The 25,014-nt window shown below is 67.5% G+C and carries 21 protein-coding genes; 5 read left to right on the top strand and 16 right to left on the bottom strand.

Features of this window, described 5'->3' with window-relative positions; translation table 11 throughout:
• The first annotated feature begins 11 nt into the window (after window positions 1-11).
• Together K8P10_RS02760 and K8P10_RS02755 are read left to right on the top strand one after the other, a co-directional pair.
• Window positions 12-1,019, top strand: a complete 1,008-nt coding sequence (locus K8P10_RS02760; protein ID WP_224780278.1) for an ABC transporter substrate-binding protein — start codon at window positions 12-14, stop codon at window positions 1,017-1,019.
• The gene (locus K8P10_RS02755; RefSeq protein WP_224780277.1) at window positions 1,016-1,846 is read left to right on the top strand and encodes an ABC transporter ATP-binding protein; all 831 of its coding nucleotides are present in this window, start codon (window positions 1,016-1,018) and stop codon (window positions 1,844-1,846) included. Before K8P10_RS02760 ends, K8P10_RS02755 begins: the two co-directional genes overlap by 4 nt.
• Here the strand turns inward: K8P10_RS02755 and K8P10_RS02750 are convergent.
• Window positions 1,828-2,601, bottom strand: a complete 774-nt coding sequence (locus tag K8P10_RS02750) for a class I SAM-dependent methyltransferase (RefSeq protein WP_224780276.1) — start codon at window positions 2,599-2,601, stop codon at window positions 1,828-1,830. The genes K8P10_RS02755 and K8P10_RS02750 overlap by 19 nt on opposite strands.
• A gap of 27 nt (window positions 2,602-2,628) precedes the next feature.
• A complete protein-coding gene (gene tyrS / locus K8P10_RS02745) occupies window positions 2,629-3,948 on the bottom strand; it encodes a tyrosine--tRNA ligase (RefSeq protein WP_224780275.1) in 1,320 nt (439 codons plus the stop codon).
• Between the two features lie 110 nt (window positions 3,949-4,058).
• On the opposite strand from tyrS, the gene K8P10_RS02740 reads away from it, so the two are divergent.
• Window positions 4,059-5,492, top strand: coding sequence for an HNH endonuclease signature motif containing protein (locus K8P10_RS02740; RefSeq protein ID WP_224780274.1), 1,434 nt, complete (start codon window positions 4,059-4,061; stop codon window positions 5,490-5,492).
• 13 nt (window positions 5,493-5,505) lie between these two features.
• Here K8P10_RS02740 and K8P10_RS02735 read toward each other — a convergent pair whose 3' ends face one another.
• The 12 genes from K8P10_RS02735 to K8P10_RS02680 all read right to left on the bottom strand — a co-directional run bounded on the left by K8P10_RS02735 (window position 5,506) and on the right by K8P10_RS02680 (window position 21,424).
• Window positions 5,506-5,937, bottom strand: coding sequence for a hypothetical protein (locus K8P10_RS02735; protein ID WP_224780273.1), 432 nt, complete (start codon window positions 5,935-5,937; stop codon window positions 5,506-5,508).
• Between the two features lie 12 nt (window positions 5,938-5,949).
• A complete protein-coding gene (argH, locus tag K8P10_RS02730; protein WP_224780272.1) occupies window positions 5,950-7,386 on the bottom strand; it encodes an argininosuccinate lyase in 1,437 nt (478 codons plus the stop codon).
• 68 nt (window positions 7,387-7,454) lie between these two features.
• Entirely contained in the window at window positions 7,455-8,378 is a 924-nt protein-coding gene (gene argF, locus K8P10_RS02725) for an ornithine carbamoyltransferase (RefSeq protein ID WP_224780271.1), read from the bottom strand.
• Window positions 8,379-8,419: 41 nt separating this feature from the next.
• On the bottom strand, window positions 8,420-10,324 hold the full coding sequence (gene typA, locus K8P10_RS02720; RefSeq protein ID WP_224780270.1) for a translational GTPase TypA: 1,905 nt from the start codon (window positions 10,322-10,324) through the stop codon (window positions 8,420-8,422).
• A 134-nt stretch (window positions 10,325-10,458) separates the two neighbouring features.
• On the bottom strand, window positions 10,459-12,177 hold the full coding sequence (locus tag K8P10_RS02715) for an ABC transporter ATP-binding protein (protein WP_224780269.1): 1,719 nt from the start codon (window positions 12,175-12,177) through the stop codon (window positions 10,459-10,461).
• Window positions 12,177-13,142 (bottom strand): ABC transporter permease, encoded by a 966-nt coding sequence (locus K8P10_RS02710; protein ID WP_224780268.1) that lies wholly within the window; start codon window positions 13,140-13,142, stop codon window positions 12,177-12,179. Before K8P10_RS02710 ends, K8P10_RS02715 begins: the two co-directional genes overlap by 1 nt.
• Entirely contained in the window at window positions 13,135-14,061 is a 927-nt protein-coding gene (locus tag K8P10_RS02705; protein WP_224780267.1) for an ABC transporter permease, read from the bottom strand. The genes K8P10_RS02710 and K8P10_RS02705 overlap by 8 nt, the downstream gene beginning before the upstream one ends.
• Before the next feature lie 113 nt (window positions 14,062-14,174).
• Window positions 14,175-15,791 (bottom strand): ABC transporter substrate-binding protein, encoded by a 1,617-nt coding sequence (locus K8P10_RS02700; RefSeq protein ID WP_224780266.1) that lies wholly within the window; start codon window positions 15,789-15,791, stop codon window positions 14,175-14,177.
• 257 nt (window positions 15,792-16,048) lie between these two features.
• A complete protein-coding gene (locus K8P10_RS02695) occupies window positions 16,049-17,716 on the bottom strand; it encodes an ABC transporter ATP-binding protein (RefSeq protein WP_224780265.1) in 1,668 nt (555 codons plus the stop codon).
• Complete coding sequence (locus K8P10_RS02690; protein ID WP_224780264.1) at window positions 17,713-18,726, bottom strand: ABC transporter permease; 1,014 nt, start codon at window positions 18,724-18,726, stop codon at window positions 17,713-17,715. Before K8P10_RS02690 ends, K8P10_RS02695 begins: the two co-directional genes overlap by 4 nt.
• A gap of 1 nt (window position 18,727) precedes the next feature.
• Window positions 18,728-19,801, bottom strand: a complete 1,074-nt coding sequence (locus tag K8P10_RS02685) for an ABC transporter permease (RefSeq protein ID WP_224780263.1) — start codon at window positions 19,799-19,801, stop codon at window positions 18,728-18,730.
• Window positions 19,802-19,819: 18 nt separating this feature from the next.
• Complete coding sequence (locus K8P10_RS02680; RefSeq protein ID WP_224780262.1) at window positions 19,820-21,424, bottom strand: ABC transporter substrate-binding protein; 1,605 nt, start codon at window positions 21,422-21,424, stop codon at window positions 19,820-19,822.
• Window positions 21,425-21,639: 215 nt separating this feature from the next.
• Here K8P10_RS02680 and K8P10_RS02675 point away from each other — a divergent pair, with 215 nt between their 5' ends.
• Window positions 21,640-22,452: a CPBP family intramembrane glutamic endopeptidase gene (locus K8P10_RS02675; RefSeq protein WP_224780261.1), complete on the top strand. Its 813-nt coding sequence runs from the start codon at window positions 21,640-21,642 to the stop codon at window positions 22,450-22,452.
• A 15-nt stretch (window positions 22,453-22,467) separates the two neighbouring features.
• Here K8P10_RS02675 and K8P10_RS02670 read toward each other — a convergent pair whose 3' ends face one another.
• Together K8P10_RS02670 and K8P10_RS15440 are read right to left on the bottom strand one after the other, a co-directional pair.
• Window positions 22,468-23,028, bottom strand: a complete 561-nt coding sequence (locus K8P10_RS02670) for a hypothetical protein (protein WP_224780260.1) — start codon at window positions 23,026-23,028, stop codon at window positions 22,468-22,470.
• A 44-nt stretch (window positions 23,029-23,072) separates the two neighbouring features.
• On the bottom strand, window positions 23,073-24,518 hold the full coding sequence (locus K8P10_RS15440; protein ID WP_370631943.1) for a homocysteine S-methyltransferase family protein: 1,446 nt from the start codon (window positions 24,516-24,518) through the stop codon (window positions 23,073-23,075).
• A gap of 87 nt (window positions 24,519-24,605) precedes the next feature.
• Between K8P10_RS15440 and K8P10_RS02655 the strand changes: the two genes are divergently transcribed.
• A complete protein-coding gene (locus K8P10_RS02655) occupies window positions 24,606-25,007 on the top strand; it encodes a VOC family protein (RefSeq protein ID WP_224780259.1) in 402 nt (133 codons plus the stop codon).
• Window positions 25,008-25,014: the final 7 nt, after the last annotated feature.

The following is a 25,014-nucleotide window of genomic DNA, read 5'->3' as shown; positions in this document are numbered from 1 at the left end:
AAGGCCCTCGAATGACCACCGCCCGACTCGCACTGACCGCCTGCGCACTGCTCGCGGGACTCGCGGCGACCGCCGGATGCAGCGCAGCCCCGCCCTCCGCTGATTCGGGAAGCAGCGAGGCCGGGTCGGACTTCCCAGTGACCGTCGAGAACTGCGGCACCGAGGTGACGTTCGAGCAGGCTCCGGAGCGAATCGTCATTCTCAAACCCGCTTCGGTGCCCGCGCTCCATGACATCGACGTGCTGGATCGGGCGGTCGCTCGAGCGGGCGACTTCCCCGACGCCTACTTCGATGATGCGACCATCACCGAACTCGATCGCATCGAACGGATCGGCGGCGAACTCGACGGGACCGGGCACCTGCAGATCTCGCAGGAGGCGATTCTGGCCCAGCAACCCGATCTCGTCACCGGCGAGGTGGAGAGCGCTCCGCGCGCAGCGCTCGACCGGTCGGGCGTTCCCCTGATCGAGGAACCCGCCCTGTGCGCCAGCGGGGCCGAGCCCTCTCCCGACTTCTCGAGCGTGTACGCGCAACTGGACACCTACGGTGCGATATTCGATCGGGAGGACGCCGCCGAGCGCGCGAACTCCGAGCTGCGCGAGCGGGTGAAAGCCGCCACCGAGCGCGCCGCCGACGCGGGGGACGCGTCGCCCCGCACCGCCGCCGTGCTCTACCCCACCGTCGGAGGCGGCACGACGTACGCCTACGGCACCGGTTCAATGGCCCACGCGCAACTCGAGACCGCAGGGTTCTCCAACGTCTTCGACGACGTCTCGGCACGCGTGTTCGAGGTCGGCGCGGAGGAATTGCTCGAGCGCGACCCCGACGTCCTCATCCTCCTGCACTCGAGCGGCGAGCCCGAGCCGGTTGCCGAAGCTCTCAGGCGACTGCCGGGCGCCGGAGACCTGACCGCCGTCCGGAACGACGACGTCATGGTCCAGCTGCTGCACTTCACCGAGCCGGCCACACCTCTGGCGGTCGATGGTCTGGAACGGATCATCGAACGGTTCGCGCCGTGATCTCCGCAACGACGGTCAGCTACCGTTACGGCACACGGGCGGTCGTCGACGAGGTGACCCTGAGCACTCTCTCGGGACGCGTACTCGGCATCATCGGACCGAACGGCAGCGGAAAGACGACGCTCCTGCGGATGCTGCACGGCTCGCTCAGCCCAAGCTCGGGCGAGGTGCGTCTGCTCCCCGACGCGCCCGAACCAGCATCGGAACGCGGGTCGAAAGGGGGCACCCCGCTCACCAGGATGTCGCCTCGACGCATTGCCGAGCAGGTCGCGGTGGTGGTCCAGGAATCAGAGACCCACCCCGCCGCCACCGTCGCCGAAACCGTCCTCCTCGGCCGCACGGCGCGACTCGCCGCCTTCGCGCGCTCGAACTCCGAGGACCACGCCGTGGCACTCGCCGCGCTCGAGCGCGTCGGCGCCGTCGAGCTCGCCCGCCGATCCCTGGGGGAACTCTCCGGAGGTGAGCGGCAGCGCGTGCTCATCGCGCGCGCCCTCGCGCAGCAGACCGATCACCTCCTGCTCGATGAACCCACGAACCACCTCGATATCAAGTACCAGCACGAGGTGCTCGCACTGGTCAAGTCACTGGAGCAGACGACGGTGGTCGTGCTGCACGACCTGAACCTCGCTGCCGCCTACTGCGACGAACTCGTGCTGCTCGACCGGGGACGAGTCGTCGAAGCGGGCACGCCCGACGTCGTTCTCCGACCCGATCTGATCGAGCGGGTATACGGCATCGGCACGCGCCGCCTCGACTTCGATGGGCGGATGCAGCTCGCGTTCGCCCCGCTGTCCGCGACGTCGGAGGCTCAGCGCGCTTCCGAGTGAGCCACCCCGCCGGGCTTCCGCGCCGAAATCCGGTACTTCATCTGCACTTCGTGGCCGGGCGGAACACCGTGGCGTCGGTCGAGCTCGACGACTTCCGGTAGCTCTTCCGTCCGCACCTCGCTGAACCCCGCAGCACTGATCGCCGCTGCGAACTCGTCGATGTGCGTCGCCCCGAGCAACGGCAACGCGGAGTCCGATGCGTCGTATGCCCGCGCGAAGTGCGCCGAACGTTCGGTCACGGTGTCATCGCCATCTTCCGACACGTTCCCGCCCGGAAACCAGGTGCCATCGACCACAGTGAGCGTCCCTCCCGGCCGCAGGAGCCTGCGCCACCGCCCGAGCACCAGCTCGGGATGCGGCAGCGTCCAGAGGACGTAGCGCGCCGTGATCGCATCGAAGCTCCCCTCCGCGAACGGCGGATCCGATGCGTCGGCCAGCTCGAAGACGGGAGCGCGCTCGGCACCGTGCGATGCGCGACGCGCTTCGGCGAGCATTCCGGGTGCGAGGTCGATCCCCACGACGTCATACCCGAGGTCGGCGAGCAGGCGAGCCACGTGCCCGCTGCCGGTGCCGGCATCGAGCACCCGAGCGGGGGCGGGCGGAAGGCACGGGGCCCACACGCGCTCCCACGCCTCTCGCTCACCCGCCATGCTCGACCGTGCGGCCTGGTGGGCTTCGTACTCGGGAGCCCACGTCGACCAGTACTCCGTCGTCCGCCGCTGCAGTTCGCGCGGGTGCGCGTCTCGCTGGTTCACGTCCGACGTACGACCCGTACCGTGCGACTATGCCTCGGCGACGACGCCGGCGAGGGTCTTCTTGCCCCGGCGGAGCACGGCGAATCGGCCGTGCAGCAGGTCATCCGCGGCGAGGGCGCGATCCTGATCGTCGATCTGGACGTTGTTCAGGTACACCCCGCCCTGCACCAGCGCACGACGCGCTTCGCCGAGGCTCGACACGAGTTCGGCATCGACGAGCAGCTGCGTGATCGGCGCGCCGACCGCGCCCACGGCCCTCGGCAGCTCCTCCACAGCACCCGCGAGCGATGCCTCGTCGAGAGACGCGAGCTCGCCACGACCGAACAGCGCGCCGGATGCATCGATCGCCCCCTGCGCCGCTGCCGCGCCGTGCACGAGCGTCGTCACCTCGACCGCGAGCCGCTTCTGCGCGGCGCGCTTGAACGGCTCGCGTGCGACCTGGTCGGCGTACTCCGCGATCTCGTCGCGGGAGAGGAAGGTGAAGACCTTCAGACGATCGATCACGTCGGCGTCCGCCTGATTGAGCCAGAACTGGTAGAACGCGTACGGCGAGCACATGTCTGGGTTCAACCAGATGGCGTTGCCCTCGCTCTTGCCGAACTTCGTGCCATCGGCGTTGGTGATGAGCGGCGTGCCGATGGCGTGGACGTGCTCGCCCTCGACCTTCCGGATGAGCTCGGTGCCGCTTGTCAGGTTGCCCCACTGGTCGCTGCCCCCCGACTGCAGCCGGCAGCCGTGCTGGCGGAAGAGCTCGAGGTAGTCGAGGCCCTGGAGGATCTGGTAGCTGAACTCGGTGTAGCTGATCCCCTCGTCCGAGTTCAGCCGCGTCGCGACGATCTCCTTCTTGATCATCGTGCCCACGCGGAAGTGCTTGCCGATCTCGCGGAGGAAGTCGATGGCACTCATCGGCGCGGTCCAGTCGAGGTTGTTGACCAGCTTCGCGCCGTTCTCCCCGTCGAAGTCGAGGTAGCGCGAGACCTGCTCGCCGAGCGCCTGCACCCACTCCCCCACCACCTCGGGCGAGTTCAGGGTCCGCTCGGCTGTCGGCCGCGGATCCCCGATGAGCCCGGTCGACCCGCCGACCAGGCCGATCGGGTGGTGGCCCTTCAGCTGGAGACGGCGCATGAGGAGGAGCTGCACGAGGTGACCGAGATGTAGACTCGCCGCCGTCGGATCGAAGCCGCAGTAATACGCGAACGGCTCGCCCTCGAGCGCTTCGGCGAGCGCCCCCTGATCGGTGGACACGTGGATCAGTCCACGCCACTCGAGCTCGTCCCACAGCGTTGCGAAGCTCTCGTCGTTCCGCTGGGATGCCAGGATCTCTGCGCGTTCACTCGTTACAGACACGCAGTGAGTGTATCGCGTTCTCACCCCCGCGTTCTTCTGCGCGGATGTACCCTCGATACTCGCGAAACAACATGCGTCGGAATGTCAGTGGTCCACGGCAGAATGAGGTCATGGAAGCCACCCCCTTCGACACCGCAAGCCCCCACCGGGCTCGGCTGCGCGACGCGGTGGCGCATCTCGCAGCCATTGAACGCAAGGCTCGAGAAGTCGAAGCCCAGCGGCAGGCGGTGCTCGCCGAGATCACCGAGATCGCGACAGCGGAATCCGAGCGATTCACCGCCGACAGTCGCAGCACCGCCATGCCCCACCGGGCCGCCGCGATCGAGGCGGGGCGAGCCCTCGCCACCTCCGACCGCTCCGCGGCGGCGCTCCTCGGCCATGCGACCGAACTCACCACCGACTACCCCGCCGTTCACGCTGCGCTCGCCGATGCCCGCGTCTGCGGCGGACACGCGCGGGCGATCTGCCACCACGGCACGATCATCGCTGACACGGCCGCACGCGTCGCCTACACCGAGGAGATCCTCGAAATCGCCGCTCGCGAGACGGTCGGCCGCACCTGGCACCTCGCGAGGATCCTTGCTCACAAGTACGCCTGTATCGACCAGACCGCACGGCACACCGACGCCCTCGCGCACCGCAGCACTTCGGTCACGGCTCTCGACGACGGCGTCGCCGAGTACCGGGTGCTCATGGATGCCTCCTGCGCCTACGCGATCGACGACCGCCTCTCGCAGCAGGCCCTCGTCGTTCAGGACGCCGAACGCGCGGCGCGGCATCGGGCCGCCGCCGATACCGATGCGGACCCCGACAGCCTGCCCACGGTGCGGGCACTCGCGCAGATCCGCGCCGACCTCGCCACCGATCTCCTCCTGAACGGTGCACCCACGAACGACACCGGCGACATCGATCTCACAAGCATCCGAGCACGCGTCCAGGTCACCGTTCCGGTGCTCACCCTCCTTTCCGACCAGGCAGGCGGCACTCGGGCCGATGCTCACCCGGACCTGCGAGTAGCGGGGTTGCACGGAGCCGCGACGCTCGCCGGGTACGGACCCATCCACCCCGAGACTGCGCGCCTCCTCGCCGGGTTGCAGGCCGGCTGGGACCGCATCAGCTGCCACCCCGAGACCGGGCAGGTGCTCGCCGTCGACCGATACCGGCCGTCCCGGGCGATCATCCGTCACGTCATCGCCCGCGACCAGCACTGCCGCGCACCCGGCTGCACCATCCCCGCGCATCGGGCCGACCTCGATCACACCGTCGATGCGGCAAGCGGCGGGGAGACCTCGACCGCCAACCTGACGGTGCTCTGCAGACGGCACCACGTCAACAAGCACCACGCGGGCATGTGCATGCGCCTCATGTCCAACGGGGAGGTCGAGTGGACCACACCGCTCGGCAGCATCATCCGGGACTATCCCACCTCACGCACCGCGTACAGCCCTCCCCGACCAGGGGCAGAGAAACCGCCGGGCGGAGCTCGACGCAGACCTCATCGCGTCAGGTTTACCGCTCCCGACGACGACGACCACCCCTTCTGAGGTGCGCCGGCGCTCACCTGTCGCGTGATCGACAGCGGCGCTGACGCACGAACCCCCAGAGCATGAGCGCAGCAGTACCCCACGTCAGCGTGGCGAGCATCCACATCGGCAGACGCCGCCCAGCTCCGCCGACCGCGCCGACCCACCCGGCATCACTCATCGCTCCCGCGATCGGTGCCGCGCACCACAGCGCGATACCGGCGAAGAAGAACACCCACATGCCTGGGTTCGGCCCGGAGGCACCGGCTCTGCCCCGACGGACGACCGGCAGCAGCCCGCCGCTCGCGACCACGAACCCTCCGGCGAGCAGCATGATCACGCCACCCCCGGATGCGAGCGGGATGGCTCCCACCAGCACACCGGCCAGAAGGCCCGCGAAGATGACTCCGAAGAACCCGAACGCGAGAACGAGCTTCCAGGCCCCCTTCGGCCGCTGCGCCACCACCGGGAGACGGTCCTACGCCCGGAACTCCGCGATCCGCTCGGCCAAGCGGGCGAGCTGCTCGTCGACGCGTTCCCGGGCGGTGCCCCCGGCGCCGAGTCGCGAGTTCACCGACCCCTCGATCGTGAGCACCTCGCGTACACCGGAGGTGAGGTGCTCAGAGACAGACAGCAGCTCTTCGTCGGTCGGCTGGTCGAGCTCGATACCGTGCTCCTCGCAGTACCGCACCAGCTCACCCGAGATCTCGTGGGCATCGCGGAAGATCACCCCCTGCTTGACGAGCCACTCGGCGACGTCGGTGGCGAGCGAGAATCCCTGCGGCGCGAGTTCGGCCATGCGCTCCGTGTCGAAGCTCATCGTCGCCACCATGCCCGTGAACGCCGGGAGCAGGATCTCGAGCTGGTCGACGGAGTCGAAGACCGGCTCCTTGTCCTCCTGCAGGTCTCGGTTGTACGCGAGCGGCAGCGCCTTGAGCGTGGCGAGCAGGCCGGTGAGGTTGCCGATGAGACGCCCCGACTTGCCGCGTGCGAGTTCGGCGATGTCCGGGTTCTTCTTCTGCGGCATGATCGAAGAACCGGTGGAGAAGCCGTCGTGCAGCTTCACGAAGCCGAACTCCTTCGTGTTCCAGATGATGATCTCCTCCGCGAAGCGCGAGAGGTCGATGCCGATCTGCGCGCACACGAAGGCGAACTCCGCAACGACGTCGCGAGCGGCGGTGCCGTCGATGGAGTTCTCGAGCGGCTCCCCCAGGCCGAGCTCGTCAGCGACGAGGCGCGGGTCGAGCCCGAGCGAACTCCCGGCGAGCGCGCCCCCGCCGTAGGGCGATGCGCTCGCACGCCGCGCCCAGTCCCGCAGACGCTCGAGGTCGCGGATGATCGGCCAGGCGTGAGCGCCGAGCTGGTGCGCGAGCAGCACCGGCTGCGCGTGCTGCAGGTGGGTGCGGCCGGGCAGGATCGCATCGGGATGCGCGGATGCCTGCTCGAAGATCGCTTCCGCGAGATCCGTTAGCTGGTCGGCAATGACCCGCGAGTGGTCGAGGAGGTAGAGCCGCACGAGCGTCGCGATCTGATCATTCCGGCTGCGACCGGCACGGAGCTTGCCCCCGAGCTGCACACCGGTGATCTCGATGAGCCCCCGCTCGAGCGCCGAGTGCACATCCTCATCGCTCTCGGCGGCGACGAAGCGACCGTCGGCAACGCGTGCGGCGAGCTCGTCGAGGGCCGTGCGCATGTCGCGCAGCTCTTCCTCGCTCAGGTACCCGGCGGCGGCGAGGGCCGTGGCGTGCGCCTTCGACCCGCGGATGTCGTAGGGGGCGAGGATCCAATCGAAGTCGGTCGACTTGCTGAGCGCGGCGAGCGCGGGCGAGGGGCCGCTCGCGAAGCGACCGCCCCAGAGCGCACCGGCCTCTGCGGCGCGATTACCTGATTCGGGATTCTGGCTCTCGGAAGTCATGCGGGAGTCTCTCTAACTGAAATCTGAGGATCTGAAATTCTGAAACTGTCGATGGGCGAAGGAACGTTTCAGGCGCGGGCGAGCAGCCAGGCCATCAGCCCCTTCTGGGCGTGGACGCGGTTCTCCGCTTCGTCCCAGACGACGCTCTGCGGACCGTCGATCACCTCTGGCGCGACCTCGAACTCGCGGTACGCGGGCAGGCAGTGCAGGAAGATGGCGTCGTCCGCCGCGCGGGCCATGAGTTCTGATGTCACGCGGTACGAACCGAATGTCTGCACCCGCGCCGCCTTCTCGTCCTCCTGACCCATCGAGACCCACGTGTCGGTGATGACCGCGTCGGCCCCGGCGACAGCGGCTTCCACGTCGGTCGTGACCGTCACGCTGCCTCCGGTCTCGGCGGCGATGCGCTCGGCATCGCGGACGATATCGGGCCGCGGGTGATAGCCGTCGGGCCCTGCCACGCGAATGTGCATGCCGGCCGTCGCGAAGCCGAGGAGGTAGGAATGACCCATGTTGTTGGCCGCGTCACCGACGTATGCGGCGGTGAGACCGGCGAGATCGCCCTTGCGCTCCCGGATAGTCTGCAGGTCGGCGAGAATCTGGCAGGGATGGAAATCGTCCGAGAGCGAGTTGATGACCGGCACCGTCGCGTGGGCGGCCATCTCCTCGAGCCCGGAGTGGGCGAAGGTGCGCCAGACGACCATGTCGACCATGCGCGAGAGGACGCGGGAGGTGTCGGCGACCGACTCCTTCACGCCGAGCTGCGCTTCGCCTGGATTCACGATGATCGCGTTGCCGCCGAGCTCGGCGATGCCAGCGGCGAAGCTGAAGCGGGTACGGGTCGACGTCTTGTCGAAGAACACGGCGACCGATCGAGGCCCCTCGAGCGGACGCTCGGCGAACGGCTCGCGCTTGAGCCGCGCGGCGAGGTCGAGGACCTCCCGCTGCTCGTCAGGGCTGAGATCGTCGTCGCGGAGGAAGTGTCGCATCACCCGGCCAGTCTAGCGGCGACCGGGTGATGCACTCGTTCGGCCTACTTCTGGTTCTTGAGGCGGGAGGCGCTGCGCGCGCGAGCGGTGGCGGCGAGCTCGACCTTGCGGATCCGCACGTGCTCGGGGGTGACCTCGACGCACTCATCCTCGCGGGCGAACTCGAGGCACTCCTCGAGCGTGAGCTGCCGCGGCGGAGTCATCGACTCGAACGTGTCGGCGTTGGCCGAGCGCATGTTCGTGAGCTTCTTCTCCTTGGTGATGTTCACATCCATGTCCTCGGAGCGCGAGTTCTCGCCGATGACCATGCCCTCGTACACCTCCTGCGTGGGCTGCACGAAGAACGACATGCGCTCCTGCAGGTTGATGAGCGAGAACGGGGTCACCACACCGGCGCGGTCGGCCACGATGGAGCCGTTGTTGCGGGTGGTGATCGTTCCGGCCCACTCGGCGTAGCCGTGCGAGATGGCGTTCGCGATGCCGGTGCCGCGGGTGATGGTCATGAACTCCGAGCGGAACCCGATCAGACCGCGCGACGGCACGATGAACTCCATGCGCACCCAGCCGGTGCCGTTGTTCGTCATGTTCTCCATGCGGCCCTTGCGGGCGGCGAGCAGCTGCGTGATCGCGCCGAGGTGCTCCTCGGGGGTGTCGACGGTGAGGTGCTCGTACGGCTCGTGCACCTTGCCGTTGACCTCCCGCGTCACCACCTGCGGCTTACCGACCGTCAGCTCGAAGCCCTCGCGGCGCATGTTCTCGACGAGGATCGCGAGCGCGAGCTCGCCGCGGCCCTGCACCTCCCACGCGTCGGGGCGCCCGGTGTCGAGCACGCGGAGCGACACGTTACCGATGAGCTCGCGGTCGAGACGATCCTTGATCATGCGGGCGGTGAGCTTGTGCCCCTTGACCTTGCCGACGAGCGGCGAGGTGTTCGCGCCGATCGTCATCGAGATGGCGGGCTCGTCGACCGTGATCGTCGGCATCGCCCGCACATCCTCGGCGTCCGCGATCGTCTCACCGATGGTGATGTCTTCGATACCGGCGATCGCGACGATATCGCCGGGGCCCGCCTTCTCGGCGGGGTAGCGGGTCAGCGCCTTGGTGAGCATGAGCTCGGTGATGCGGACGTTCTGCACGCTCTGGTCCTGCTTCACCCAGGCGACGGTCTCGCCCTTCTTGATCCAGCCGTTGTGCACGCGGAGCAGCGCGATACGGCCGAGGAACGGCGACGAGTCCAGGTTCGTCACGTGCGCCTGCAGCGGGTGCTCGTCATCGTAGGTGGGTGCGGGCACCTGCTGCAGGATCGTCTCGAAGAGGGGCTCGAGATTGTCGTTGTCCGGCAGTTCGCCGTCACCCGGGCGGGTGTGCGACGCAGCACCGGCACGGCCGGAGAGGTAGACCGTCGGCACGTCGAGCACGGCGTCGACGTCGATGTCGGGGTGCTCCTCGCTGAGGTCGGAGGCGAGACCGAGCAGCAGATCCTGCGCTTCGCCCTCGACCTCTTCGATGCGGGCATCGGGGCGGTCGGTCTTGTTGACCGCGAGAATCACGGGAAGCTTCGCCTCGAGCGCCTTGCGCAGCACGAAGCGGGTCTGCGGGAGCGGGCCCTCCGACGCATCGACGAGCAGCACCACGCCGTCGACCATCGAGAGGCCGCGCTCGACCTCACCGCCGAAGTCGGCGTGGCCGGGGGTGTCGATCACGTTGATGACGATGGGGCCGTTCTGCGCGTGGGCACCCTCGTACGTGATCGCGGTGTTCTTCGCGAGAATGGTGATGCCCTTCTCGCGCTCGAGATCGTTGGAGTCCATCACGCGGTCATCGACCTCGGTGTGCGCGTCGAACGAGTTCGTCTGCTTGAGCATGGCGTCGACGAGGGTCGTCTTCCCGTGGTCGACGTGGGCGACGATGGCGACATTGCGGAGGTCTTCGCGAGTGGCGAGAGCCATAAAGGTGGTTCCTAACGAAATCAGCGTGGTGTCGGCGGCGTGGAGTGCCGAAGGTGCGAGGCTGGGCATCGCACAAGAAAGGCCGACGTGCAATTCTAACGGATGCGCACGTCGGCCCTTCAAGATCGGCGCATTTACGCCCCGATGTGGAGGCTTGCGCCCGGGATCGCGGCGAGCAGATTCTGGGTGTACTCCTCGCGAGGGTTCTCGAACACCTCGTCGGTGGTGGCCTGCTCGATGATCTCACCGCTCCGCATCACGCAGACCCGGTCGGCGATGAGCCGCACGACGGCGAGGTCGTGAGTGATGAACAGGTAGGTGAGCCCGAGATCGCGCTGCAGTTCGGCGAGGAGCTCGAGCACCTGCGCCTGCACGAGCACGTCGAGGGCCGAGACGGCCTCGTCGAGGACGAGGATCTCGGGCTTCAGCGCGAGACCGCGGGCGACGGCGACGCGCTGCCGCTGACCGCCAGAGAGCTCGTTCGGGTAGCGGGACGCGAGTTCGCGAGGCAGCGAGACCTGATCGAGCAGTTCGAGCACGCGGGCGCGACGCGACGCGCTGTCCCCGACCTTGTGCACGTTCAGCGGCTCCATGATGGTGTTGCCGATGTTGCGCAGCGGGTCGAGCGAACCGTACGGATCCTGGAAGACGGGCTGCAGCTTGCGCCGCAGGTCGAACAGCTGCTTCGCGCCCAACCGGGTCGTGTCGGCGCCGTCGATCGTGATCGACCCCGAGGTCGGCTGCTCGAGCTGCAGCACCATCTTCGCGATCGTCGACTTGCCCGAGCCGCTCTCGCCCACCAGCGCCATGGTCTCGCCACGGTTGATGGTGAAGGAGGCGCGGTTCACCGCCGTCAGGTCTTCGTGACCGAAGTTCCCCTTCCGCAGCTTGTACACCTTCGTGAGGTCGCGGACCTCGATGAGTGGCGCACCGATCTTGCGGTCCTTGAGCTCGGACTCGGCGAGCGCGGCCACGTTGAACGACTCTGTCGGGGCGGGGGCCATGTCAGGATCAGACCCCAGGCGACGGGACGCGAGGCTCGGCACGGCCGACACGAGGCGCTTGGTGTAGGGGTGCTGCGGATCCTGCAGGATCTCGCGGCTCGGACCCGACTCGACGACGTTGCCGCGGTACATCACGATGAGCTTCTCCGCGCGCTCGGCAGCGAGGCCGAGATCGTGGGTGATGAAGACCACAGCGGTTCCGCGCTCCGAGGCCAGCGACTGCAGGTGATCGAGCACCACGCGCTGCACCGTCACGTCGAGTGCCGACGTCGGCTCATCGGCGATGAGCAGCTGCGGGTTCGCGGCGAGACCGATGCCGATGAGCGCGCGCTGCTTCATGCCGCCCGAGAACTGGTGCGGGTACTGCCGCATCCGCTTCTCGGCGTCCTGCAGGCCCGCCTGCTGCAGCACCTCGATAGCGCGCGCCTTGACGTCCTTGCGACTCTTCGCGAGACCGTTCGCGCGGATCGCCTCCTCGACCTGGAAGCCGATCGACCACACCGGGTTGAGGTTCGACATCGGATCCTGCGGGACCAGGCCGATCTCGCGCCCCCGCAGCGTCTCCATGTCGCGACGGGTCGACCCCACGAGCTCGCGGCCCCGCCACATCACCGATCCCTCGGTGACGCGACCTGTGCCAGGGAGCAGGTCGATGACGGCGTGCATGGTCGTCGACTTGCCCGACCCCGACTCGCCGACGATCGCGACCGTCTCACCGGGGTAGACGTCGAAGTTCACGCCGTGGAGCACCTCGTTGACCTGCTTGTGGCGGGAGAACGCGACCTTGAGATCGCGCACGCTGAGGATCGGTTCCATATCGGATGCTTCCGTCTGTCGTGATTCGTTCATCATCGCTGCGCCCTCGCCCTCGGGTCGAGCGCGTCACGGATGACCTCGCCCATCAGGATGAACCCGAGGACGGTGATGGTGAGCGCCATCGACGGGTAGATGAGGGGCGCGGGATGCGTGCGAAGCGAGAGCTGCGCATTGCTGATGTCGTTTCCCCAGCTGATGAACTCGCCGGGGGGCAGGCCGACGCCGAGGAACGAGAGCACCGCCTCGGCGACGATCGCGGAGGCGAGGGAGAGCGTCGTCACCACGATGAGCGGCGCGATCGCGTTCGGGACCACGTGCCGCATGAGCGTCTTGAACCGCGAGACGCCGAGCGCCTCAGCCGCCGTCACGAAGTCGGCGTTCTTGACCCGCAGCACCTCGCTGCGCAGGATGCGCGCCGAGATCGGCCAGGAGAATCCGCCGATCGCGAGCGCGATGACGAGCGGGTTGCGGTAGTCGGCCAGCACGCTCATCACGATGATGCCGGCGAGAATGTACGGCACCGAGAAGAAGATGTCGCCGAGCCGCGACAGGACCGTGTCGACGAACCCTCCGAAGTAGCCGGCCAGCGATCCCATGATGCCGCCGACCAGGAACGTGAGCACGATCACCAGGAAGCCGACCGAGACCGAGGTCGAGGTGCCGTGGATGATGCGGGAGTACACGTCGCACCCCTGCTGGTTGAACCCGAGCGGGTGACCCGTCGCGGGCCCGGCGTTCGAGAACGCGAGCGAGCAGGAGCGCGGGTCGATCTGGGTGAACAGGTTCGGGAGCAGCGAGACCGCGAGCACCACGAGGATGATCAGCGACGCGATCCAGAACATGGGACGCCGGCGCATGTCGCGCCAGGCGTCGAGCCAGAGATTCGACTTCTTCTCGTCGATCCGCACGGCGTCGACTGCGGCGACCGGCGTCTCGTCGACCGGGGCGACGAAGTGCTCCATGGGCGGGCGCGAGGAGCGGTTCTGGGATTCAGGCATAACGGATCCTCGGGTCGAGCACGGCGTAGAGCAAGTCGATGAGCAGGTTCACGCCGAGGTAGATGAGCACCATCACGGTGACGAATGAGACGACGGTCGCGTTCTCGCCGCGCAGGATGGCGTTGAAGAGCACGTTGCCGACGCCCGGCACGTTGAAGATGCCCTCGGTCACGGTCGCGCCGACCATGAGCGTGCCGAAGTCGGTGGCCGTATTGGTGATGGTCGGGATCAGGGAGTTGCGCAGCACGTGGACCGGGATCACGCGGCCGCGCGACAGGCCCTTGGCGTACGCGGTGCGCACGAAGTCCTGGTTGAGCGTGTCGATGACGGACGAGCGGGTCAGACGCATGCTCGTCGCGTAGAGGCTCACGCCCAGCACCAACGCCGGCAGTATCAGGTCCTTCGTCGGAGCCGAGCCGCCGACCGTCGGACTGAACCAGCCGAGCTGCAACCCGAACACGTACTGGCCGACGAACGCGGCGACGAAGATCGGGAGGCTCAGCAGGATGAGCGCGATGATGAGGTTGATGTTGTCGAAGAACGAACCCTTGCGCAGACCCGAGAACAGGCCGACGATGATCGCGATCACGAGCTCGATGGCGATCGCCATGAGGGCGAGCCGAATCGTGATGGGGAAGGTGCGCGCCAGGATCTGCGAGACCGGCTCACCGGAGAAGCTGATGCCGAAGTCGCCGACGAAGATGCCCTTGAGATACAGCAGATACTGCACGAAGAACGGCTTGTCGAGGTTGTACTGCTCGCGCAGCCGCTCGAGCACGGCCTCGCTCGGCACCTTGTCGCCGAACATCGCGGCGACGGGGTCGCCCGGCATGGCGAAGACCATGAAGTAGATGAGGAACGTGGTGCCGAGGAGAACGGGCACCACCTGGAGGACGCGGAGGATGATGTATCTCAGCATGAGACGGTGACTCCCCGGCGGTCGGCTCGTGTGTGCATGGGGTGTGTATTCCTGAGGATCAACACGCGTGCAGCCCCAGCGACGAGAAGACGCCGGAGCTGCACGCGGTCTGGTTATTCGGTGACGCTGATCTCGTTGAAGATCGGCACGGAGTTCCAGCCGAACGCGACGTTGTCGACGCGCTCGCTGAAGCCGCCCGTGGTGCCCTGGTACCAGAGCGGGATCGACGGGAGATCCTCGAGGAGGATCTCCTGGGCCTCGTGCAGCTTCGTGATCATCTGGTCGTGATCCTCGGAGTTCACTGCCTCGTTCAGCAGGTTGTCGAACTCCTCGTTCGAGTAGAACCCGTGGTTCGAGCTGGCGTCCGTGTAGTACAGCGGCTGCATGAAGTTGTACATGCCCGGGTAGTCGGCCTGCCATCCGGCGCGGAACGGACCGCCGACGGTGTCGGCCTCACGGTCGTCCAGGAACGCCTGGAAGGTGGGGTACGGCTTCGGAGCCGCCTCGACGCCGAGCGTGTTGATCCACTGGTTCGCCACGGCCTCGACCCACACGAGGTGGGGGCCGTCCGTGTTCGTCGCGACCTCGATGGTGCCCTCGAACGGCGAGATCTCGTCGGCCTCGGCCCAGAGCTTCTTCGCCTCCTCAGGGTTGAACTGGAGCTTCTCGCTGCCCTCGAGGTCATCCTTGTAGCCGTCGACGACGGGCGAGGAGAACTCGGTCGCCGCAATGTTGGTGCCCTCGAAGATCGTGTCGATGATCTCCTCGCGGTCGGTCGCCATCGAGAGGGCGGCGCGGCGGAGCTTGCCCTCCTCGTCCTCGCCGAAGTGCGGGAGGTTGCTGGAGATCGTGAGCGTCGTGTTCAGCGCGCCGGCCTGGTTGATGGCGCGATCGCCGAGTTCCTCTTCGAAGACCGAGAAGGAGGTGTCCGGAATCTGGTCGAGCACGTCGAGGTTGCCGGCCTGCAGATCGACGTACGCCGCGTCGAGCGAGGCGTAGATCTTGAAGTGGACGCCCTCGTTCGCGACCTCGCGCGGACCGACGTAGCTGTCGTTCGCGACGAGGTTGATCTCGACGTCGTGCTTCCAGGCGTCGTCGCCGTCGAACGCGTAGAGGCCGTTGCCGATCGGGTTCTGGCCGAACGCCTCCATGTCGTCGAACGCGACGTCGGGCAGCGGGTAGTACGCCGAGTAGCCGAGACGGTCGGGGAAGTCGGGGGTCGCGTCGACGGTGAAGGTGTAGTCGTCGACAACCTTGAGACCCTCCATCTCCTCGACGGGCTCAGTCTCGCTGAAGCCCTTGATCGGGGAGAAGAAGTACTGGTTGCCGAGTGCGTTGTCGACGTTCGCCGCGTAGTTCCACGCGTCGACGAAGTTGTGCGCCTGCACGGGGGTGCCGTCCGAGAACACCGCGTCTTCGCGGAGCTTCACGGTCCAGACGCCGTCGTCGCCGGCTTCGATCGACTCGGCGACGCCCATCTGCGTCGCTCCCTCGGCGTCGTAGTAGACGAGGCCCTCCCAGAGCGCGTCGACCACCTTGCCGCCGCCGACCTCGGTCGTGTCCGCGGGGATGAGTCCCTTCTGCGGTTCGGTGTTGTTGACCGAGATGCGACCCTCGGGGGTGGAGCCCGCGTCGGACTCCCCTCCTCCGCCGCCGGAGCAGCTGGTCAGCACCAGTGCGCCAGCCGCTGCCAGAGACAGCATTCCCATTGCCATGCGTGAACGCGCCACGTCAGAACTCCTTTGTATTGTTGCGCACCGCGACCATTCCGCGAAGCTACAGTGCCAGCCGGCCGCGGTACTCGGGTGTACCGCCCACTACCCTAATCGCGAGTTTGCCCGGATTCGGTCGCGAAAAGGCATCGATTTCAACCATCCTCCATTTCCGTGACTTCCTCCATTAACCTGCCCGGTTGTCGGACAGGTTTTGTGCGGACCATATAGGGCATGTGGCGACGAAACACTGGCGTGTTATCATCTCTCGACTGTCAGGCTCTCAGCCTCCGCCGCTCCGCCTGCTCCCGCGGATCGGGCACCGGCAGCGATGCCAGCAGCCTCTGAGTATAGGCCTCGCGGGGATTGCCGAGCACCTCTGCGCACGTGCCCGTCTCGACGAGCTCGCCACGGTAGAGCACCCCGAGACGGTCAGCCAACGCGTCTACGACCGCGAGGTCGTGGGTGATGAACAGCGACGAGAACCCGAGCTCGGCCTGCAGCTCGACGAACAGGTCGAGGACCCGCGCCTGCACCGAGACGTCGAGCGCGCTCGTCGGCTCGTCGGCGATGAGCAGCTTCGGGTCGAGGATCAGGCCGCGCGCGAGGCTCGCGCGCTGGCGCTGCCCTCCCGAAAGCTCGTGCGGGTAGCGGTCCCCGTAGCTCCGGGGCAGCTGCACCGCTTCGAGGAGCTCGTCCACGCGCTGCCGCGCGGCGCTGGGGTCCTTCGCCAGACCCTGCACGACGAGCGGTTCGGCGACGCACTCGGCGATGGTGAGCAGCGGGTTGAAGCTCGACGCCGGATCCTGGAAGACGAAGCCGATGTCGCGCCGCGTCGCACGGAAGTCGCGCTCGCGGTAGCCGAGCATCTCGTGCCCGAGCACCTCGAGCGATCCCCCGGTCACGGGCGTCAGGCCGGCGATGGCTCGCCCGATGGTGGACTTGCCCGATCCCGATTCGCCGACGAGGCCGAAGACCTCGCCGGCGCCGATCTCGAAGTCCACCCCGTTGACCGCCCGGAACCCGGGCTTGCCGAAGCGCCCCGGGTACTGGATCTCGAGTCCGCGGGCGACCACGAGCGGGGCGCGCTGCACCTCACTCGCGCGTTTCTCGGCGCGGTCCACCGCCTGGACGCGTCGCTCCCCCAGTTTCGGGACGGCGGCGAGCAGGTTCCGGGTGTACGCCTCCTTGGGGTGCGCGAAGAGTTCGGCGACCGGCGCCTGTTCGACGACCTTCCCCTGGTACATCACCGCGACATCATCGGCGAGATCAGCGACGACGCCCATGTTGTGCGTGATGAGCAGGATCGCGGTGCCGAACTCGTCACGCAGATCGCGGAGGAGGTCGAGGATCTCCGCCTGCACCGTGACATCCAGCGCCGTCGTCGGCTCGTCGGCCACGATGAGGCCTGGGCCGAGCGCGAGCGCCATGGCGATGACAACGCGCTGCTTCTGTCCGCCGGAGAGCTGATGCGGATACGAGTCGACGCGCGACTCCGGGTCGGGGATCCCGACCTTGCGCAGAATGTCGATCGCACGAGTTCTCGCTTGCTTGCGCGAGAGCTTCTCGTGCGCGCGGAGGCCCTCGGCGATCTGCCACCCGATGGTGAAGACCGGGTTCAGCGCCGTCGACGGCTCCTGGAAGACCATCGCGACATCGCGCCCGCGCACAGCGCGCAGGCGTTCGGGCGAGAGCGCCGTGACGTCGCTCGCACCCGACCCGTCCCGCGCCGCGAGCACCACGGCGCCCGAAGCCGTCGCGGTCTCGGCGAGGAGGCCGAGCACGGCACGAGCCGTCACCGACTTGCCTGAGCCAGACTCGCCCACGACCGCAAGTACCCGCCCGGGCTCCACTGTCAGGGAAACTCCGTCGACGGCGGTGATCGGGCCGTGGTCCGTCGAGAACGTGACCTCGAGATCTCGAATGTCGAGCACGTGGTTCATCGGGGATCCTCCTCCTGCGACGCAGTGCCGCTCACCTGCACCGGCACCATCGACGTCTGGGTGACGCTCCCGCTCCCCCGCTTCGCGCGCCGACGGCTGCGCAACCGGGGGTCGGCGAGGTCGTTGAGGCTCTCGCCCGTGAGCGTGAGCCCCATCACGACCAGCACGATCGCGAGGCCGGGCCAAAGGCTCGTCCACCACACGCCGTTCGAGACGTCGGCGATCGCCTTGTTGAGGTCGTACCCCCACTCGGCGGCCGAGTTCGGCTCGATGCCGAATCCGAGGAAGCCGAGACCCGCGAGGGTGAGGATCGCCTCGGACGCGTTCAGCGTGAACACGAGGGGCAGCGAACGGGTCGAGTTCCGCAGGATGTGGCGGAACATGATGCGGCCCCGACTCGCGCCGATCACCCGCGCGGACTCGACGAACGCTTCGGCCTTCACCCGGATGACCTCGGAGCGGACCACCCGGAAGTACTGCGGGATGAAGACGACCGTGATCGAGATCGACGCGGCCAAGATGCCGCCCCACAGGCTCGACTGCCCGCCCGAGATCACGATCGACATCACGATCGCGAGCAGCAGCGACGGGAACGCGTAGATCGCGTCCGCCAGCATGACGAGCACCCGATCGAGCCAGCCGCCGAGGAAGCCCGAGACGAGGCCGAGCAGTGTGCCGGCGAAGATCGAGCACACCACCGCGATCACGATCACGAAGAATGCCGTGCGCGACCCCCAGATCACCCGCGAGAGCACGTCGTAGCCGGCGATCGTCGTGCCGAACGGGTGCGCTGCGGACGGTGCGCTGAGCGAACCGAAGTCGCCATCCGGGTCGTTCAGGGTCGAGTACCCGTACGGAGCGAGCAGCGGTGCGAAGATCGCGATGATCAGGAACAGCCCGAGGAGACTGAGACCCGCGATGAGCATGCCGCGCTGCAGGCCGACGCTCTGCCGCACCTGCTTGACGAGCGGCCAGGAGTGCCAGGGGCGCTCCACGTGAGTCGCACTCATGTCAGTACCTCACTCTCGGGTCGATGACGGCGGCGAGCACGTCGACGACGAAGTTGCTGACGGCGACGATCACCGCGAGGAGCGCCACGATGCCCTGCACCGCGACGAAGTCGCGCGCGCTGAGGTACTGCGCGAGCTGGAACCCGAGCCCCTTCCACTCGAACGTAGTCTCGGTGAGCACGGCGCCCGCGAGGAGCAGCGCGATCTGCATGCCGATGACCGTGATGATCGGGATCAGCGCCGGCCGATAGGCGTGCTTCGTGACGAGGCGGAACTCGCGCACGCCGCGCGAGCGGCCCGAGTCCACGTACTCCCGGCCGATGGTGCCGATCATGTTCGTGCGCACGAGCCGCAGGAAGACGCCCGCGGTCATGAGGCCGAGAGTGAGCGCGGGCAGCACGGCGTGGGAGAGGACGTCGATGACGTTCGTCGAGTTCCCCGTGCGGATCGCGTCGATGAGGTAGATGCCGCTCGGGTTCTGCACGAGCTGCAGCTGAAGTTCGGTCGCGACGGACGCGCGCCCCGACACCGGCAGCCACCCCAGCCAGATGCCGAAGATGAGCTTCATGATGAGGCCGGAGAAGAAGACCGGAGTGGCGTAGGTGAAGATCGCGAAGACTCGCAGCACGGCGTCGGGGCCGCGGTCACGGTAATAGGCCGCGAGCATGCCGAGCGGAATGCCGACCAGCAGCGCGACGATGAGCGTGTAGACCACGAGTTCGAACGTCGCGGTGCCGAAGGTGAGCAGCACCTCGGTGACGGCGCGGTTGTCGCTGATCGTGGTGCCGAAGTCGCCCCGGAACACGTTGCCGAGATACTCGAGGTACTGCACGATAACTGGCCGGTCGTATCCGGCGGCTGCGATCCGCTCCGCCAGCTGTGCCGGCGGAAGCCGATCGCCCACCGAAGCGGTGATCGGGTCGCCGATCGAGCGCATGAGGACGAAGACCATCGTCACGAGGATGAAGATCGTGGGAATGATGAGCAGGGCGCGCCACAGAATGTAGCGCCCGAGCCCACCACCGCCCCGCGTTTTAGCACGCGGGGCGGTGAGTGAGGTGTCGGTGATGACCATGGAGTGCTGGGACTCCCGTTACTTCGTCAGCGTCCCGAAGCGGAACTTGAACGACGCGTCGAGCGTGACCCCGTCGACTCCGTCGACCGCGACCGCGACCTGCTCGCCCTGCAGCATCGGGAGGGTCGAGAGATCCTCGGCGAGCACCTCCTGCACCTCCTCGATCTTCGTGGCGCGCTCATCGGCGTCGGTCGTGACGAGCTGCTCGCGCAGCAGGTCGTTGACCTCGTCGTTGTTGTAGTGGTTCTCCAGGAACCCGCCCTCCAGGAAGAACGGCGTGAGGTAGTTGTCGGCGTCCGAATAGTCGGGGAACCAGCCGAGCTGGTACGCCGGGTAGAGATCCTCGACACGATCCTTGGAGTACTGCGTCCACTCAGTGGACTGCACGTCGACGGCGAAGAGCCCGTCGGTCTCGAGCTGCGCCTTGATCTGCGCGTACTCCTCTGCCGAGGCGGCGCCGTAGCGCTCGCCGGCGTACTGGAGCTGCAGGGAGACGGGGGTTTCGACGCCAGCGTCCTCGAGGCGCTGAGCCGCCTTCGCGGCGTCGGGGCCGCCGGCCTCGTCGCCGTACAGCCCCATCAGCGGATCGCCGGCGCCCGACAGCCCCTCGGGCACGTGCCCGTAGAGCGGCGAGTAGGTGCCCTTGAAGACCTGCTCCGAGAGCTTCTCGCGATCGATGAGGTCGGCAGCGGCCTGTCGCACGGCCTTCGCCTTCTCGGCATCGGCGTCGTCGGTCTGCGCGCCGTACGGCATCGTGTCGAAGTTGAACACGATGTAGCGAATCTCGCCGCCCGGCCCCTTGACGACGTTCAGACCGTCGGTGCCCTCGAACTTCTCGACATCGGTTGCCGAGAGGCTGCGGAACGCGACATCGACACCCTGCGTCTCGATCGCCTGGCTGAGGTTCGACTCGTTCGCGAAGTACTTCACGTTGACGGTGTCGGTTTCAGGGGCGCCCCAGAGGCCCTGATAGTTCTCGTTCGCCGTGAACGCGGCGAGGTTGCCCTTGTCGAAGCTGTCGAGCGAGTACGGGCCCGCGAAGGGCTTGCCCTCGACGATCGCGGCGTCATCGGCGACCGCGTCGGCGGGGAAGACGTCCTCATCGACGATCGGGCCTGCGGGGCTCGAGAGGACCTGCGGGAACGTCTGGTCGTCCTCCGACTTCAGCTTGAAGACCACCGTCGTGTCGTCGGGAGTCTCGATGCTGTCGAGGTTCGCGAGGAGATCCTGCGGGCCGTTCGGGTCGCTGATCGTGACGAGGCGGTCGAAGGTGAACTTCACGTCCGAGCTCGTGAGGTCGTTGCCGTTCGCGAAGGTGAGTCCCTCCTTCAGCGTCACGGTGTACTCCGTCGGCGCCGTGAACTCAGCCGACTCGGCGATATCGGGGGCGACCTCGGAGTCGTCGACGGGGTTGTTCATGAGGAACGGGTAGACGTTCGTCATCACGGCGAATGAACCATTGTCATAGGCGCCAGCCGGGTCGAGCGAGGTCACAACCTCGGTGGTGCCCACGGTGATCGCGCCCCCGGATCCGCCGTCACCACCCGCGCCACCGCCAGAGCAGGCGGTGAGGAGGAGCGCACCGGCTCCGAGTACAGCAGTTCCCAGCAGAGTTTTCTTCATTGATTTCTCCAGAGACACGACGAAGCTCCCGACACTGGCGAACCCCATCACAGGCAATAAGCTCCGCCAGGTTAACGACGAAACCTGTCTGACAGCAAGTCAGGTAGAGAATTCTTTACCGAATTGCGGGAATCAGAGAAATATGCGGGTGCGGCGCAGGAATACTGTGACGAAAGGCACAGCGAGCCGAAGTCTCCGCGCGCTACGCTGACCTCGTGCACACCGGTGACCGCAGCTCGTTCGACGGCTCGAACGTGCGCCTCCGCTGGGAGCTCGCGATCGTGCTCGCACTGTCGTTCGGCGCGTCTGGCATCTACGCGATCGTGCAGATCATCGAGCGCGTGACCCGCGACACGGCGCTCTCCGACCAGGCCGCGACGATCAATCGCACGCTTGCCGACCGTCCGCTCTTCGATCTGATCTATCAGCTCCTGGGGTTCGCATTCGGCCTCGCACCCGTCGCGCTGGTGATCTTTCTCCTCTGGCGCACGTCGAGGCCGCACCTCGGCGGCCTCGGGTTCGGTCGCCTCCCCGGGGCACGGCGTCGGTGGTGGGCACCAGAGATCGGTGGCGGATTCCTGCTCGCGGCGGCGATCGGCATCCCCGGCCTCGCGTTCTACCTGTTCGCCAAGGGCATCGGCATCAACACCACCGTGGTGCCCGCCGCCATCGACGCGTACTGGTGGACCGTCCCCGTGCTCATACTGCAGGCACTCCGAGCCGCGCTCGGCGAGGAGTTCATCGTCGTCGCCTACCTCTTCGACCGGCTCAGGCGGCTCGGGTTCCGTCCCTGGGCGGTCATCGGTATCAGCGCGGTCCTTCGCGGCAGCTACCACCTCTACCAGGGCTTCGGGGGCTTCATCGGCAACGTGATCATGGGGGTCGTCTTCGGCTGGTGCTACCACCGCTTCGGGCGTGTGCTCCCCCTCGTCGTGGCGCACTGGATCCTCGACATCGTCAGCTTCGTCGGCTACGCCTTCGCCGTGGCCTGGTGGCCCGAACTGTTCGGAGCACCGGCGACGGAGTGAGCAGAAGCTGGCTGACTACTGGATCGAGTCCACCGCGGCGGCGGTGAGCCCCCAGATCTCGTCGTACAGCTCGGGAGCCTCGCTGCAGCGCTCCGCCGGTTTCAGCACCGAGTAGGAATCGCCGCTCTTCTGGATGCCCCACTGCTGCCGCATCTCCGCGCAGGCGTCGGGCAGCGAGTCGATGACCTCGGAGCTCAGAATGAGGTTGTCACCCTCGAAGGTGTAGCGCACCTGATTGCCGAACTTCGAGGAGACCTGCGCCGTCACTCCCCAATTCTGGATCGGCAGGTCGAACGTGGATCCGACCTCCACCGAGGGAGGCTCGTCGGGGTTCTCAGTCTCTTCCGCAGGATCCTCGTCGCCGTCGGCGTCCGCTGTCGCAGATGCACTCTGGGTGGGCTGCGTCGGGGCGGGGGTTTCGGTTCCGGAGCTGCTGGAACGCGCGATGTTCACGACCACCATGGAGGCCACCAGCGCCACGATCACCACGAGCCCCGTCACGATCCAGGGGAGCAGGTGCGGGTTACGCTTGCGCGATGCTGAGCCATCGACCTCGGGGAGTTGCTTCGTGGTCACGGGGTCAGCATAGCGACCCATTCCGAGTGTTTCCGCCAGGCGCCTCAGCCCTCCCGGAGGTACAGGTCTCTGAGCAGGCTGATCTCCGAGAAGTGATGGATGAGCTCACGATTGATGTGCAGGATCAGCGTCGCGAACGACCTGTCCGCGTAGCGCCCCTCGGCCGGACCGCACGGTCGTGCGAGATCCGCGTCGCTGAGCGAGAGGATTCCCGTGCGCCAGCGGGAGAGTTCGTCATCCAGCTGACGGAGCGCCTCCTCAGCAGTCCCCGCGTAGGCGAACGACTCGTAGTCGACGGGGTCGCGGTCGAAGTGAGAGGCGCTGCGCATCGCCAGCACGCCCACGATGATGTGGCCGAGCCGCCACGCGATCGTGGTCACGGGGACCGGCTCCGGCTCAGGAAACGCGAACTCGATGATCATATCCCCCGAGCCTGCCTGCACAGCTGCATCACTCGTGCCGCGCGGCCGCACGCTCCAGCAGTCCGCGACCGGTTCCCAGAAGTACTCCGCATCCGAGAGTCCCGCGAGACGGTCGCAAATCTGGAACCCCCAGTGCCAGTCGAACTGCTCGAGGAGGAGGTCGCGCAGCGGAGCCCCCGGGGCGATCTCACCGGCGAGGCGGGCGATGGCCTCGATGTGGGGAGCGTCGGTACCGCAGCATCCGCCGAGGATCCGCACTGCGGGCAATCGTTCGCACAGCGCCCACACGGCAGCCGCGAACTGCTCAGGGGCATCACCCGGTCCGTCGTCGCCGTGGTGCGCGGCGTTCAGACGCAGGCCGACGACCCTGGCGAGCTCCGCCTCGTCCGCGATACTCGCGCCGACTTCAGCGGGGTGCGCGCAGTTCACCATGAACATCTCGGCGGCGGCATCGGTAGCGGCATCCACGGCCGCGATGCCTGCAGCAAGGGTGCGGCCGTCGAGGAGCCGCCCGTCGGGACCGAGACCGAAGGACACCGCGACCGGGGCGCCCTCCGAGCGGGCAGCGCGGACGATCCCGATCGCTTCATCGGCGCCTGAGGCGGTCACCGCGGTGATCCGATCCGCTCCGGCCGCGGCGAGCGCTGCGATCTGCGGCCGATGGTAGGCCTCGGCCTCCTCCCGCGTCATGCCGCCGTTCGCGTCGTCGGTGCGCGGACCGACGCACCCGTTGACCGTCACCGTGAAGTCGTCGACCTCGCGTTCGACGAGGCCCCTGACGAGCGCAACCGCCTCGCGGTTCGCGGCGGCGAGCGCAGCGGCGTCGTAGCCGAGCCGGTCGCCCCAGTCGGCGCTGGCCCGCCACGTCGGGGTGTCCAGCACGAGAGATCTGCCCTGCGCACGGGCGATGTCCACGAACGGCCGGTAATACTCACGGAGGGCGCTCCGCCCCTCTTCCGAGTCGAGCAGCACGAACGCCGCGAACTCGGGGAGGTCCTGGCCGAGCCGATCGGCGAGGGCGGTCTCGATGCCGCCGTCGGCGAGGATGATGCCGTCGGTGTCAGTCATGCCGCCACTGTAACTCCGATCGCGCTGCCGCCGCTGAGTCCGCGCACCCCTTTCGCCGGGGCCGGACGCCACCTACACTGCTTGCGTATGAGCGGTTCCATTCAGACCCAGCACACCGTGTTCGCCCTCGACTGCCCCGACGCCGTGGCGCTTGCCGAGTTCTACGCCACGCTGCTCGGCTGGGAGGTGGACGCCACCGATGCCGATGCGGAGTGGGTCGACGTGCGCCCGGCGTCGGGAGACCTCGGCTACCACATCGCCTGCCAGCGGGTGGAGGAGTATCGGGCGCCCGAGTGGCCCGACGGTGACGTCCCGCAGCAGGCGCACCTCGACTTTTACGTCGCCTCGATCGCCGAGGCCGAACCTCGCGTCATCGCGGCGGGAGGCACCAGGCACGCGCGTCAGCCCAGCGAGAACGGCGGCTTCGTCGTGTATCTCGATCCGGCCGGGCACCCGTTCTGCCTGTGCCTCGCCGACACCGGCGACTGAGGCGACT

This window comes from Leucobacter sp. Psy1 (assembly GCF_020096995.1).
GTDB lineage: Bacteria > Actinomycetota > Actinomycetes > Actinomycetales > Microbacteriaceae > Leucobacter.
Note: the sequence above shows the minus strand (reverse complement) of the source record. Positions and strands in the feature narration are given on the sequence as shown.

Excerpts from the sequence above, each read along its gene's own strand:
- K8P10_RS02760 (WP_224780278.1), top strand. The coding sequence starts at position 12 with ATGACCACCGCCCGACTCGCACTGACCGCCTGCGCACTGCTCGCGGGA.
- K8P10_RS02740 (WP_224780274.1), top strand. The coding sequence starts at position 4,059 with ATGGAAGCCACCCCCTTCGACACCGCAAGCCCCCACCGGGCTCGGCTG.
- argH (WP_224780272.1), bottom strand. The coding sequence starts at position 7,386 with ATGACTTCCGAGAGCCAGAATCCCGAATCAGGTAATCGCGCCGCAGAG.
- typA (WP_224780270.1), bottom strand. The coding sequence starts at position 10,324 with ATGGCTCTCGCCACTCGCGAAGACCTCCGCAATGTCGCCATCGTCGCC.
- K8P10_RS02715 (WP_224780269.1), bottom strand. The coding sequence starts at position 12,177 with ATGAACGAATCACGACAGACGGAAGCATCCGATATGGAACCGATCCTC.
- K8P10_RS02710 (WP_224780268.1), bottom strand. The coding sequence starts at position 13,142 with ATGCCTGAATCCCAGAACCGCTCCTCGCGCCCGCCCATGGAGCACTTC.
- K8P10_RS02705 (WP_224780267.1), bottom strand. The coding sequence starts at position 14,061 with ATGCTGAGATACATCATCCTCCGCGTCCTCCAGGTGGTGCCCGTTCTC.
- K8P10_RS02695 (WP_224780265.1), bottom strand. The coding sequence starts at position 17,716 with ATGAACCACGTGCTCGACATTCGAGATCTCGAGGTCACGTTCTCGACG.
- K8P10_RS02690 (WP_224780264.1), bottom strand. The coding sequence starts at position 18,726 with ATGAGTGCGACTCACGTGGAGCGCCCCTGGCACTCCTGGCCGCTCGTC.
- K8P10_RS02685 (WP_224780263.1), bottom strand. The coding sequence starts at position 19,801 with ATGGTCATCACCGACACCTCACTCACCGCCCCGCGTGCTAAAACGCGG.
- K8P10_RS02680 (WP_224780262.1), bottom strand. The coding sequence starts at position 21,424 with ATGAAGAAAACTCTGCTGGGAACTGCTGTACTCGGAGCCGGTGCGCTC.
- K8P10_RS15440 (WP_370631943.1), bottom strand. The coding sequence starts at position 24,518 with ATGACTGACACCGACGGCATCATCCTCGCCGACGGCGGCATCGAGACC.
- K8P10_RS02655 (WP_224780259.1), top strand. The coding sequence starts at position 24,606 with ATGAGCGGTTCCATTCAGACCCAGCACACCGTGTTCGCCCTCGACTGC.